Annotated in this window: 10 protein-coding genes and 1 riboswitch; of the genes, 6 read left to right on the top strand and 4 right to left on the bottom strand. The window is 54.9% G+C overall.

Features of this window, described 5'->3' with window-relative positions:
- Positions 1 to 86: 86 nt before the first annotated feature.
- The 5 genes from zupT (at position 87) to V5P19_RS19670 (ending at position 5,937) form a co-directional block, all read left to right on the top strand.
- The gene (gene zupT, locus V5P19_RS19690) at positions 87 to 860 is read left to right on the top strand and encodes a zinc transporter ZupT (protein WP_334406684.1); all 774 of its coding nucleotides are present in this window, start codon (positions 87 to 89) and stop codon (positions 858 to 860) included.
- 200 nt (positions 861 to 1,060) lie between these two features.
- The gene (locus V5P19_RS19685; protein ID WP_334406682.1) at positions 1,061 to 1,618 is read left to right on the top strand and encodes a fimbrial protein; all 558 of its coding nucleotides are present in this window, start codon (positions 1,061 to 1,063) and stop codon (positions 1,616 to 1,618) included.
- Positions 1,619 to 1,694: 76 nt separating this feature from the next.
- Positions 1,695 to 4,130 carry a fimbria/pilus outer membrane usher protein gene (locus tag V5P19_RS19680; protein WP_334406789.1) on the top strand — a complete coding sequence of 812 codons (2,436 nt, stop codon included), beginning with the start codon at positions 1,695 to 1,697 and terminating at the stop codon, positions 4,128 to 4,130.
- A gap of 9 nt (positions 4,131 to 4,139) precedes the next feature.
- Positions 4,140 to 4,895, top strand: coding sequence for a molecular chaperone (locus V5P19_RS19675; protein ID WP_334406788.1), 756 nt, complete (start codon positions 4,140 to 4,142; stop codon positions 4,893 to 4,895).
- Positions 4,879 to 5,937: a type 1 fimbrial protein gene (locus V5P19_RS19670; RefSeq protein WP_334406681.1), complete on the top strand. Its 1,059-nt coding sequence runs from the start codon at positions 4,879 to 4,881 to the stop codon at positions 5,935 to 5,937. Before V5P19_RS19675 ends, V5P19_RS19670 begins: the two co-directional genes overlap by 17 nt.
- Before the next feature lie 45 nt (positions 5,938 to 5,982).
- Here V5P19_RS19670 and ribB read toward each other — a convergent pair whose 3' ends face one another.
- Positions 5,983 to 6,636 (bottom strand): 3,4-dihydroxy-2-butanone-4-phosphate synthase, encoded by a 654-nt coding sequence (ribB, locus tag V5P19_RS19665; protein WP_023309208.1) that lies wholly within the window; start codon positions 6,634 to 6,636, stop codon positions 5,983 to 5,985.
- A 105-nt stretch (positions 6,637 to 6,741) separates the two neighbouring features.
- A riboswitch (FMN riboswitch) is annotated at positions 6,742 to 6,892 on the bottom strand.
- A 120-nt stretch (positions 6,893 to 7,012) separates the two neighbouring features.
- Between ribB and ubiK the strand changes: the two genes are divergently transcribed.
- Complete coding sequence (gene ubiK / locus V5P19_RS19660) at positions 7,013 to 7,309, top strand: ubiquinone biosynthesis accessory factor UbiK (protein ID WP_334406678.1); 297 nt, start codon at positions 7,013 to 7,015, stop codon at positions 7,307 to 7,309.
- 96 nt (positions 7,310 to 7,405) lie between these two features.
- On the opposite strand, the gene hldE is transcribed toward ubiK, so the two are convergent.
- Genes hldE through V5P19_RS19645 form a run of 3 tightly spaced genes read right to left on the bottom strand, consistent with a single transcriptional unit; the run spans position 7,406 to position 13,055 of the window.
- Positions 7,406 to 8,836 carry a bifunctional D-glycero-beta-D-manno-heptose-7-phosphate kinase/D-glycero-beta-D-manno-heptose 1-phosphate adenylyltransferase HldE gene (gene hldE / locus V5P19_RS19655; RefSeq protein WP_334406676.1) on the bottom strand — a complete coding sequence of 477 codons (1,431 nt, stop codon included), beginning with the start codon at positions 8,834 to 8,836 and terminating at the stop codon, positions 7,406 to 7,408.
- A 40-nt stretch (positions 8,837 to 8,876) separates the two neighbouring features.
- Positions 8,877 to 11,732: a bifunctional [glutamate--ammonia ligase]-adenylyl-L-tyrosine phosphorylase/[glutamate--ammonia-ligase] adenylyltransferase gene (gene glnE / locus V5P19_RS19650; RefSeq protein ID WP_334406674.1), complete on the bottom strand. Its 2,856-nt coding sequence runs from the start codon at positions 11,730 to 11,732 to the stop codon at positions 8,877 to 8,879.
- A 21-nt stretch (positions 11,733 to 11,753) separates the two neighbouring features.
- Entirely contained in the window at positions 11,754 to 13,055 is a 1,302-nt protein-coding gene (locus V5P19_RS19645) for an inorganic triphosphatase (protein WP_334406672.1), read from the bottom strand.
- Positions 13,056 to 13,192: the final 137 nt, after the last annotated feature.

Here is a 13,192-nt window from a genome sequence, read left to right as displayed (position 1 = left end):
GCGTAATCAGGCAAAGATGAACGCAGATAACCATGACGATCATCATCAGGAAATTTGAATATCCGCAACGGCGTAAGGAGAGATGAATGTCAGTCCCTTTGATTCTGACAATACTTGCGGGCGCGGCCACGTTTATCGGCGCGTTCCTCGGTGTACTCGGCCAGAAGCCGTCTAATCGCGTTCTGGCCTTTTCATTAGGTTTTGCCGCTGGGATCATGCTGCTTATCTCCCTGATGGAGATGCTGCCCGCGGCGCTCGATACAGAAGGTATGTCGCCTCTGCTGGGTTACGGCATGTTTGTTATCGGCTTATTGGGCTACTTTGCCCTCGACCGTATGCTGCCCCATGCGCATCCGCAGGATTTGATGCAGAAAAACGTTACCCCTATGCCACGGAATATTAAGCGTACCGCGATTCTGTTGACGCTGGGCATCAGCCTGCATAACTTCCCGGAGGGCGTTGCCACCTACGTGACGGCCAGCAGTAATCTGGAAATGGGCTTTGGCATCGCGCTGGCGGTGGCATTACACAATATTCCTGAAGGACTCGCGGTTGCCGGGCCGGTATATGCCGCTACCGGCTCAAAACGCACCGCCGTATTCTGGGCAGGCATATCAGGCATGGCAGAGATTCTGGGCGGCGTGCTGGCCTGGTTGATCCTAGGCAGCCTGGTCTCACCGGTGGTGATGGCGGCTATCATGGCTGCGGTGGCCGGAATTATGATCGCGCTTTCGGTGGATGAACTGATGCCGCTGGCGAAAGAGATCGACCCCAACAATAATCCAAGCTACGGCGTATTGTGCGGCATGTCCGTAATGGGATTCAGCCTGGTGTTATTACAGTCTGCAGGGATAGGTTAATAATATATAAGTGCGTTTATTTTAAATAAGCGCACGTATTTCCCTTATTCATTCATATAGAAACCATTCAATGACAATATATATATAAAGCACCTTAAAGCCGCCTTAATTAATACTAACAATACATTGTTACATTTAGACGTAAAATATACAGGGCCAATTTTTGAACGTTCAAAAATGCTCATGTAAAGGAACTTCTAATGAACAATGGGAATAAGACCCTTCTCGCTCTGGCTTTAGCCGCTTGTCTCGCTTCGCCGGCGTTTGCCGCCGACCAGGGCTCCGGAAAAATCACCTTCAAAGGCGTGGTCATTGATGCACCTTGTAACATCGCGCCTGACAGCGTTGATAAAGAGGTTGATCTTGGCCAGGTAACCACCGCTGTGATGAATGCCAACAAAAAATCAACGGCGGTGCCTGTCGATATCAATCTGGAAAATTGCCAGCTTGAGCCGACAGACGAGACCGGTACTCCTGTTACCAAAGTTGATGTGACCTTCAGCAGCACGGCGACGGATTCCAATGATACCAACCTGATGAGTAACACCTATGCGGGCGGCGCGCAGAACGTCGGCGTTCGTCTGCTGGACAATGCAGAGGCCCCCATCACGCTCGGTGCCGAGAACACCGTTGACCTGTCGGCTGGCTCTACCACTCAGACGCTGCACTTCAAAGCGCAAATGGAAGTCGCGTCAGGCAAAACAGCCACCGCTGGCCAGGTTGAATCTACCGCTAATTACATCTTGCTGTACAAATAAGCGAAAACGGGTAGTTCTATATCGGCTGGCAATCTATTTGCCAGCTATTTGCATTATTTTATTCGAGAGCTGAATGATGAAATACAGTTCACTATGGATCATCATTGCAGGCTTTCTTACACCTTCCCCGCTTCTCGCCGTGGAATTTAACATTAATGCTGTCGATAAAGATCAGCGCGGCAATATCGATATTTCACAATTCAAAGAGAAGAACCACGTCGCCCCGGGCAATTATTTTGTTACCGTTTCGGTAAATAACACGCCGCTTACGAGCGGCTGGCAGTTAGCCTGGCAGCGTAGAGGTGATACCACGGAAGCGTGCATTCCGGCAGACCTGGCAGATAACTTGGGTCTGAACGACAGGCTCCGCAGTACGCTGCCCGAAACAGCAGGCTGCGTCGATTTTAGCGGATTGTCGCAGGTTCACTTCGCGTTTATCCAGGCAACCCAAACGCTGGAGATAACCATACCTCAGGCCTGGCTACAGTATCATTCAACCAACTGGATGCCGCCTGCGACCTGGGACAACGGTATTGCAGGCATCCTGCTGGATTACAATCTTTTCGCCAGCCGCTACCAGCCTGACGACGGATCAAGCAGCGATAACCTCAATACCTACGGCACTGCGGGGGTTAACCTGGGAGCCTGGCGCCTGCGCGGAGATTATCAGTATGCGCTTAATCATACGGATGATGGCTCTCAGCGCGACGGACGTTTATCCCGCGCTTATCTTTTTCGTCCTCTGCCTGCACTTGGCTCAAAACTGACGCTGGGTGAGTCTGATTTCCAGTCTGATATTTTCGATGGTTTTTCCTTTACGGGCGCGTCGCTTATCAGCGACGAACGCATGCTGCCCTGGTCGCTGCGCGGCTACGCGCCGCAAATATCCGGTATCGCGCAAAGCAACGCGACCGTGACGGTCAGCCAGGCAGACAGAATTATCTATCAGACCAAGGTCCCGCCCGGCCCGTTCGTTATCCAGGATATTAATCAGTCGGTTCAGGGTACGCTGGACGTTAAAGTCACCGAAGAGGACGGCCGCTTTAGCACTTTTCAGGTTTCTGCTGCCTCGGTCCCCTTTCTGACGCGAAAAGGTCAGATTCGATATAAGCTCGCTGGCGGGGAAGCCCGCCAGGACAGCTCACACAACGTTGAAAGCAAGACCTTTTTAAGCAGCGAATTCTCATGGGGCCTGCTTTCCCAAACCTCGCTGTACGGCGGTGTTCTAAACAGCGGCAATGACTATCGCGCGTTAGCGGCGGGTATCGGGCAAAACATGGATTGGCTTGGGGCGCTGTCGTTTGATGTAACCCAAGCCGCCAGCCAGCGGTTCGGGAAAGATAAACAAACCGGATACAGTTATCGCATCAACTACAGCAAACGCTTCGATACAACCGGCAGCCAGCTTACGCTTGCCAGCTACCGCTATTCCGACAGCCGCTTTCTCAGCTATGCCCGCTTTATCGAAAAAAACCAGGATGACGCGGAAGCGGAAAAGCAAACCTTCAGCATCACCGCCAGCCAGTACATTCCAGCCTTGTCGCTTAACCTTTATCTTGGCATGCTGCGCCAAACCTGGTGGGACAGAGAACCCTCCACCACGGGCACCCTGACAGCAGGCTACAACGTCGATCTGGGCCGCTGGAAAAATCTTGGCGTCACGGCCTCGTGGAGCAAAACACATTATCAGGATCAAAGCGATGACACGCAGATCTACTTGTCACTTAGCGTTCCTCTCGATCCGGATCATCGCCTTAATTACGACGTGAGGAATAGCAACAACACGCGCCAGACGCTCTCTTGGTATGACTCGTCTGACAGGAACAATACCTGGGGGGTTTCCGCAGGGACAGAAAGTGAAAAAACCGATGCCGGCGCGCAGGTTAGCGCTAACTACCAGCATTATGCCGGGACGGGTGACCTGAACCTTTCAGGGAGTTATAAGGCCAATGACTACCGTTCGGTCAGTGCGAGCTGGAACGGATCGTTCACCGCAACCGCTCAGGGAGCCGCCCTTCACCGCCGAAGCTACGGCAACGAGCCGCGCGTGATGGTCAGCACAGAAGGCATCGGCAATATCCCGTTAAGCATGTCCCGCGATACCACGAATGCGTTTGGTATCGGCGTTCTGCCCGCTTTTTCCAGCTACTTACCCGCCAACGTTCAGGTCAATCTGAACACGCTGCCGGAAGGGGTCAATGTGGATAACCGCGTGATTCGCTCTACCTGGACCGAGGGGGCAATAGGCTATCGATTGATTGCAACCCGCCAGGGGCAGGACGTGGTTGGGATACTGCATACCGCTTCCGGCGTGCCGCCACTCGGTGCACAGGTTCGTGAGCAGGATTCTGGGCAGGAGGTCGGTATTGTTGCCCAGGACGGACATATCTGGCTGGGTGCGGTGAAAGCAGAACAACACTTTACGGTTATGTGGGGAGACAACCAGCAGTGCCATTTCTCCCTACCAACCTCTCTGGAAAACATCACGCAGCTCGTACTGCCCTGTCAGTAAATTATCATGATGAAATTAAAAACTTTTTTTACAGCACTTTGTCTTTGCGTTTCCCCCCTCTCGAACGCGGCAGTTAACCTCGATCGAACGCGTATTGTCTTCCCGGAAAATGACAAGGCCAGCAGTCTGACAATCGAAAACCAGAGCAAATCGCTCCCCTACCTGGCTCTCGCCTGGGTGGAGGATCGGGAAGGACGCAAAGAAGACAGCCATTTTATGGTGCTGCCGCCCATTCAGCGCATTGAACCCGGTACGTCGTCACAGGTGCGGATCGTCAAACAACCCGCTACGCAGCAACTTCCCAACGATCGGGAGACGTTGTTCTTTTTCAACCTGCGTGAAGTCCCGCCCAAAAGTGAGAACCGGAAAGAAGAGCGCAGCGTTATGCAGGTAGCGATGCAGAGCCGCATTAAGCTTTTCTGGCGTCCGGAGACCATTCGCAAAAAGGCTGGAGACAATGCGGAAATACGGTTGACGGTGACGCTGTCGGGCAGAACGATGACGCTTAAAAATCCCACCCCCTATTTCACCACGCTGGCGTGGCTGAGCAATAACGGAAAAACCATGCTGCCGGGCTTCGATAGCCTGATGATTAGCCCATTCGAAACCCGTACCCTCACGCTAAGCGAACCCGAAGAGAGCGGCTACAGCATTGGCTATATTGATGATTATGGTGCGCTACGTAAGGTAGATTTAGCCTGTAAAGGAACAGCCCCATGTATGCTGATACCACGAAAGGCAGGGCAACATGCGACGTCTCGTTAACCTGCTTCTTGTTCTATTGGTGATGCTACCGCTAAAACACGCCCAGGCGCTGAACTGTTACCTTGGTACGCAAAACGGCCAGGTCGAGCAAACCAAAACGGTGTCTGAATTTTCGATTCCCAGCAACGCGACGGTCGGGCAAAAAATTTGGGAATCCAGTGACGTAAGGATCCCGGTGTACTGCGACAGGAATACCGCCTCAAATCATGAGAACGAAAACGTGTTTGCGTGGGTGAATCCTTACCCGTCCGTATCAGATCCCTATTACGAGCTGGGAGTTACCTACGAAGGGGCGGATTACGATGCCACGGGCCAGACCTACGGCGTTGATACCCGCCAGTGTTTGGACAACAACAGCCTGAGCAATTACACGTCAGAACAGTTAAAAGCGATGGGCTGGGAGAAATACGTGTGTTCAGGGAATCCGTGGGACGTCCATACTTCACGCACCTTTGTGGCGCGCTTCAGGCTATACGTCAAGCTCAAGGCGGTGCCGCCTCAAGGGTACGTCAGCACCCTTGGAGATTACATCGTGGTACAGTTTGACGGCAAAGGGGGCGTAAATACCCTTTCAAATGCCAAAAACCTGAAATATCACATTAACGGTCTGGAAAACATTCGGGTGCTGGACTGCGGGGCGACGTTTAGTATCACTCCTGAAAACCAGGAGATTGATTTTGGCACCTTCAGCGCGCGCGATATTGTGACCCAGGGAACGCGGACACGAACGTTCACGGTTAAAACCAGCAAAGTGCAGGACGCGCAGTGTTCAGACGGGTTTAAAATCGACTCGTCCTTTTACACCGACAACCCGCTCACGGCCAATGATACGGCGCTGCTTATTGGCAACGGTCTGAAGCTACGCATTCTTAACGGCATACAGCCCTTTACCTACAATCAGTATGACGAGTACGCCGATTTTACAGGTTCGGTGCTGCAATTTGAGACCACCTATACCGCTGAGCTTTCCCATGTGGAAGGATCGGGCATTGATTCAGGCCCTTTTGAAACCGTCGTGCTATTCAAAATCAACTACCACTAAAGACAAAAAAGCCGGGGATCCCCGGCTTTTTCACTGCAGCGTTTTTCAGCTGGCTTTGCGCTCGTGCGCCTGGCGGTATTCCACCAAATCTTCAATCGTCACCACTGGCATGTTGTGCAGACGAGCAAAGGTGATGCACTCTGGCGCACGCGCCATGGTGCCGTCATCGTTGGTCAGTTCACACAATACGCCCGCCGGTTTGAAGCCCGCCAGCGTCACCAGATCGATAGTCGCTTCGGTGTGGCCGCCGCGGGTTAACACCCCACCCGCCTGCGCACGCAGTGGGAAAACGTGGCCAGGACGGTGCAGGTCAGATGGCTTAGCGCCATCTGCAATCGCTGCACGAACGGTCGTCAAACGGTCAGCTGCCGACACACCGGTGGTCACGCCATGCGCCGCTTCGATAGTAACGGTAAACCCGGTTCCAAAGGCGCTGGTGTTGTTCTCAACCATCATTGGCAGGTCGAGCTGCTTGCGACGGTCTTCATTGATGCACAGGCATACGATGCCGCTGCCGTGACGGATAGTCAGCGCCATCTGTTCAACGGTCATGTTTTCGGCGGCGAAAATCATGTCGCCTTCGTTTTCACGGTTTTCATCATCAAGCACCATCACACCGCGGCCTTCGCGCAGTGCATCCAGTGCATGTTCAACACGTTGAGTTGAAGTACCAAAAGAGGAAAGTAGCGTCTGATTCATGGTAAAAAAACCTCATTAACATTATGGTTACCAGAATCAGGGCAGTCTTAGGAGCGCCGTATAAACGGCAAAAAGTTAACGTGAGCGGGCCGTACCCGACTGGATCGTTACTCTCTCCCATCCGGACTCTAACCGTCGGCCCCGGAATTACACCGGATCTGCTGACCTTTGAGTTTGCACCCAAAGCGCTCGCGGGCTTTCAGCGTTAAGCTGATTTACCGCCGGTGGGGAATTTCGCCCCGCCCTGAGAATAAGCGAGATAACTATAACGCTATTGATTATCCTGGGCAATGCATAAGCAACAAACAATTTTGTTTAACCAATGGCATGACGCGCTACAATAGGCACTAACACCTTTTCATCAAGGGAAACGACAATGATTGACCCAAAGAAAATTGAGCAAATTGCACGCCAGGTTCATGAATCCATGCCGAAAGGTATTCGTGAATTTGGTGATGACGTCGAGAAGAAAATCCGCCAGACGCTGCAGGCGCAGTTGGTTCGCCTTGATTTAGTCAGCCGCGAAGAGTTCGACGTGCAGACGCAGGTTCTGCTGCGCACGCGCGAGAAGCTGGCCCTGCTTGAACAGCGTCTTACCGAGCTGGAAAACCGCAACTCGCCGGAAGAAGTGAAGCCGGCACCGGCGATTCCACCGGTGGATGACCAGGCCTAAAGTCAATGCAAAACGGCAACCTTGGTTGCCGTTTTTTAGGTTTGCTCCCTCTCCCCATGGGAGAGGGGTGGTGTGAGGGCCATTAGCCCACACGAACTACTGACTGTTTTTCTGGATCTTTTTGATGATGTTGGTGGTCGAACACCCGTCCTCAAAGTTGAGCACCATCACTTCACCGCCGTTGGCCCAGACCTCTTCGCTACCCGCAATTTGATCCGGTTTGTAATCGCCGCCTTTGACCAGCAGATCCGGCAGAATACCGGCAATCAGGCGCTGTGGCGTGTCTTCTTCAAACGAGACCACCCAATCCACGGCTTCCAGCGCGCCAAGCACGATCATACGCTGTTCCAGCGGGTTCACCGGACGGGTATCGCCTTTCAGACGCTTCGTCGAGGCATCGCTGTTTACCGCTACAATCAGGCGATCGCCCAGCTTGCGCGCATTCGCCAGATAAGAAACGTGGCCAGCGTGCAGAATGTCGAACACGCCATTGGTCATGACCACTTTCTCACCGCGCTTGCGCGCAGCGGCGACGGCCACCTTCAGCTCGTCTTCGCTCATCACGCCAAAACCGGTATCGGCACGACCGCGCACCGCATTTTCCAACTCGATTGGCGAAACGGTAGAGGTGCCGAGTTTACCGACCACCACGCCCGCCGCAGCGTTGGCGAAGTAGCAGGCTTCTTCAAGGGAATTACCCGCCGCAAGCGTCGCGGCCAACACGCCGATTACCGTATCACCGGCGCCGGTCACGTCGTACACTTCCTGCGCCTGAGTAGGCATATGCAGCGGAGCCTTACCCGGTTGCAGCAGCGTCATGCCCTGCTCCGAACGGGTCACCAGCAGTGCAGACAGCTCAAAATCAGCGATGATCTTCATGCCACGCTCAACCAGTTCTTCTTCGGTTTTGCACTTGCCCGCCACCGCTTCAAACTCAGAGAGGTTTGGCGTCAGCAGCGTCGCGCCGCGATAGCGCTCAAAATCAGTCCCTTTCGGGTCGATCAGCACGGGAACGTTGGCTTTACGCGCCAGCTGAATCATCGTCTGTACGCTTGCCAGCGCGCCTTTGGCGTAATCGGACAGCACCAGCGCGCCGATGTTACCCAACGCTTGATTGATGCGCTCGTGCAGCGGCTCAGGATCGACGCCCTCAAACCCTTCTTCAAAGTCGAGGCGGATCAGCTGCTGGTTACGCGACAACACGCGCAGCTTGGTAATGGTTGGGTGCGTCGGAACAGAAACGAAATCACACTTCACGTTCACGTCAGCCAGAGACTTACTCAGCGCACGCGCCGCATCGTCAATACCGGTCAAGCCCACCAGACGCGACTGCGCGCCCAGAGAAGCAATGTTCATCGCCACGTTTGCCGCGCCGCCAGGACGCTCTTCAATGGTGTCGACCTTAACGACCGGCACCGGTGCTTCCGGGGAGATGCGGCTCGTCGGCCCATACCAGTAGCGATCCAGCATCACATCACCAACAACCATAACCCCAGCACGTTCAAACTCTGGCAGTGTTACTTTCATTCCTGACTCCAGAAAGATTCACAATTTGCGCGCGATAATATCACACTTGATTTGATACGCACGGTTCCACCAGCCACTTCTGCCAGCTTGCCGTCACCTGCGCACGTTCATGGGTAAAACAGTCTAACGCCACGTGCCCCGGCTGTTCCTGTAACGCCAGATGGTGGAGCTCATCGCGAAGCGTCGTATAGGCACGGGTTAAGGCCTGCGCCTCTTGTTCATCCATAATGTCGTTTTGCGCCAGCAGTTCCAGAATGCGCACGTTATCGGACCAGCGCGTCAGCTTAGGTTTATCGTGCGCGTGCAGCAGCACCAGATACTGGGTAATAAACTCAATATCGGTAATTCCGCCCTCGTCGGCTTTAATATCAAAGCGATCGCGATGTTTATTGCCTAAGTGCGCGCGCATTTTCTCGCGCATCTCGCGCACTTCGGTCTGCAACGTGCCGCCGTCACGCACGGTCGTCATTATTGCCTTGCGGATAACATCGAACTGCGTATTCAGCAGCGGATCGCCATAGACCACGCGGGCACGCACCAGCGCCTGATGTTCCCAGGTCCAGGCTTCATTCTTCTGGTAATCCGCGAAGGATTCCGTTGAAGTGACCAACATCCCGGCCGCGCCGGATGGACGCAGACGCGCATCCACTTCGTACAAAATGCCCGAAGATGTACGGGTGCTGAACAGGTGCATAATGCGTTGAGCCAGCCGCAGATAGAACTGACGGCCGTCGATTTCGCGCTCACCGTCGGTCATTACGTCTACCGGGCAATCATGCAGGAAAATTAAATCCAGATCGGAGCTGTACCCCAGTTCCCAGCCGCCAAGCTTACCGTAGCCGACAACCGCAAAACCGCGGCCTTCGCGGTCAGCCAGGTGTTTTGGCTGGCCGTAACGCGCCACCATCTGAATCCACGCCTGATGCACGACCGCATCGATAATCGCCTCCGCAAGCCAGGTTAAGTGATCGCTCACTTTCATTACCGGCAACGTTCCGGCGATATCCGCCGCCGCCACGCGCAGCATCTGCGCCTGCTTAAACTGGCGCAGCGCTTCCAGCTGTTGTTCTTCATCGTCTTCCGGCACGCGCAGCAGGTACTGACGCAGCTCGTCGCGATAGGCATCGGTCGCCGTTGGCTGATACAGGGTGTTCGGATCGAGCAACTCGTCCAGCAGCAGCGGGTAACGCGCCAGCTTATTGGCTACCATCGGCGAGGCGGCGCAGAGTGAGATCAGGTGCTTGAGCGCCCCCGGAAACTCGCTCAGCAGTTCCAGGTACGTGGTACGCGTGATAATCCCGCTCAGCAGCGGCATCATGCGTGACAGCGGTACCGGCGCATCCGTTCGCGAGCATACATCGCTTAACAGATGCGGCATCAGATGATCCAACACCTGACGACCACGCGGGCCAATGGCGCGCTTGTTCAGTTCGAGACGGAAGTCCGCAATGAGCGCCACCACGCGATGGCGATCGTCGTCGCTCAGGTGTGCCAGCACCGGCGTAGTGTCATCTTCCTGAAGCGCATCCTGCCACAGCTCGCGCCAGTGTTCGGAGAGCGCATCGTCCTGGGATTCACTTTCATCGTCGCCAATCAGATCGTTAAAGATGCGGCGCACGCCCGCCATGTGGGCATCCAGCTTTTCGGTGAGCGCCGCCCAGTCGGCAACGTGCATTCCCCAAGCAAGACGCGCCCGGTTCAGATCGTCGCCCGGCAGGGTCTGGGTTTGTTCATCATTAATACTTTGTAGCAAGTTTTCCAGCCGACGCAGGAACAGATAGGCGTCGTGCAGCGTGTTAGCATCGCCTTCCGGCAGCAGGTGTAGCTGTTCAATCGCTGACAGGGTCGGCAGCAGCGAACGGGATTGCAGCGACGGCTCGCGTCCGCCGCGGATCAGCTGGAAAACCTGCACGATAAATTCGATTTCGCGAATGCCGCCCGCGCCAAGCTTGATGTTGTCCTTAAGCCCGCGTCGACGCACTTCACGGGCAATCATCCCTTTCATGTTACGCAGGGACTGGATCACGCTGAAATCGATATAGCGACGGAAGACGAACGGACGCAGCATGGCCCGTAGCTCGTTGGCGTAGGCATCGTCGCTGTCGCCCATGATCCGCGCTTTGACCATGGCGTAGCGTTCCCAGTCGCGCCCCTGCTCCTGGTAATAATCCTCCAGCGCCGCAAAGCTCAGCACCAGCGGGCCGCTGTCGCCAAAGGGCCGCAGACGCATGTCCACGCGGTAGACAAACCCATCCTGCGTAGGTTGATCAAGCGCCTTAATCAGGCGTTGACCCAGGCGGGTAAAGAACTGGGCGTTGTCCAGCTCGCGACGGCCACCGCGCGTGGAGCCCTTTTCCGGCCAGGCAAAAATCAGGTCGATATCAGAGGAAAAATTCAGCTCGCAGCCGCCCAGCTTGCCCATGCCCAGAATCAGCAGCGGCTGTGGAACCCCTTCTTCGCTACAGGGCGTCCCCCACTCTTTACAGCAGGCAGCGTACAGCCAGTCGCGCGCGGCGACAATCAACGTCTGCGCCAGCTCGCTCAACTGCTGTAGCGTGCTTTCTTCACTGACCAGCGCCAGCGACTGCGCCCAGGCAATACGCACCATCACCCGACGGCGGAACTGGCGCAGAATGCGCATCAACGTCGCTTCATCCGTTACGCCGACAAGTTCGGTTTGGAGCCACCCGGCATACTGCCGCCACTCTTCCGCCTGCGGCGGTGAGCTTTCAAGCGCCATCAGCCAGTCCGGGTTAGCGGTGATACTTTCCTGCACAAAATCACTGAAAGCGAGCACGCTTCTGGCCTGCTCGCTTAACGTTGACGCCGATAATGACTCAGGCAGACGTTCGCAAACGATCTGCCATTGCTGCTGTAACTGCGAAGAAAGCGGCATTGTAGGGGTTCCTTGCCAGAATTAACGTTTTCCGCTGTGCAGCCAGAACGGGTCCTGAGAAATGGCCTCGTTGCGGAAATGCTCAATTTCAATATGCTGGCGGGTTTCAATGGCATGTTTCAGCCCCTGCCAGTTTTCCATCCAGGCCTGCGCTTTGGCACCATCGTAAGCACCGGACAGCAACAGCATGCTGTCGATATTACGCGCCAGACGGATCAGCTGATCGCCATACCCATCACCCAAGGGATACGCAAAGGTGGTCTTCAGCTCGGCGGCATGGCGTGACAAATGAATATCCGCGAAACGCTTGAAGTTTTCCGCGATTTTGGTCTGCGCTTTCGCATCCAGGAAGCTACGCCAGCCGCGCGTGACTAGAAATTCGGTTAGCGCCAGTTTTGCCGTCGCAGCCTGCGGGCTGTATATCGCCGTTTGTGCCGATACGTCGGAAAGCATCAGCGCTTCGGTTTGCGTCAGCAGATCTCGTAAGTGAGCACTTGCTTTACGCGGAACGATACCGCCAAACAAAGCCAGCGTGTGCCGCACCAGCCCCATCGCCGCCAGAACGTGTCCTTTCGCATTTTTGACATTTCGCGCCCACAGCTCTTCGTGGTACAGCCACTGGGAAAGCGCCAGTTCCAGCGCGGCTTCCATGCCTTGCTCAACGCTGGCTTTCGGCGCGACATGCAGAATGGTCGTCTCTTTCAGCGCACGAGGCGCATTTCCGGCCGCCAGGTGGTAGCCGCGTGCGGCTTTGCTCAGGCTCCCCTGACGCAGGCCAGACTGATTCACCAGCTTACGCGCCAGCTTCAGGACGTCGTTCGCATCGCCCTCAAGCAGTTCAAGCTCCAGCTCGCAAAGGGTTTCCTGGTGTTCACCGGCTTTTACCTCACCCAGATCGAGGGCGATTTCAATGCGGCTTTTGCCTTCCGTCACCAGCCATTTCTCGCGCCAAAAATCGGTGCTGAACAGCGGCTGCACCTGCTTGGATAAGGTTTCCGGCAGTTTGCCTTCCGGCCACACGTCTGACGGGAAACGATCCAGCTCAAGTTCTGGCTGACTGATGTCGATATTGTATTCCGGACGCTGGTGCAAACCGCCCACCACGCGGCCGGCGATTTTCATCGTCATCTCGTAGCGCCCGTTCGCGCCACGAATGCGTAAGCCCATATCGTGACTGCGCAGCCAGTTGTCCGGCGTTTCGTAATAGATGTTGAGCAACTGTACTGGTTCATGGTGTTCGCCGGAAAGCGTATGCAGATGCTGACGGAGCGCGTCAACGCTGTCTTTTTCGACGATAAACTTTAATTCGATTTCTTGTGCCATAGCCTTGTACTTTTGCGTGCGTCACAGACGCGTCGATGAAGGCGAACTTCCTCGCCATTTGTTTGTCAGTACATAGTATTTTGCGCCAAATTGCCACGCAATGAGCAATTTGACGGGCGTAAAAATTTGATGCAGTG

It is taken from the genome of Enterobacter sp. UNJFSC 003, assembly GCF_036903355.1.
GTDB lineage: Bacteria > Pseudomonadota > Gammaproteobacteria > Enterobacterales > Enterobacteriaceae > Enterobacter.
This window is presented reverse-complemented; position numbering and strand designations above follow the sequence as displayed.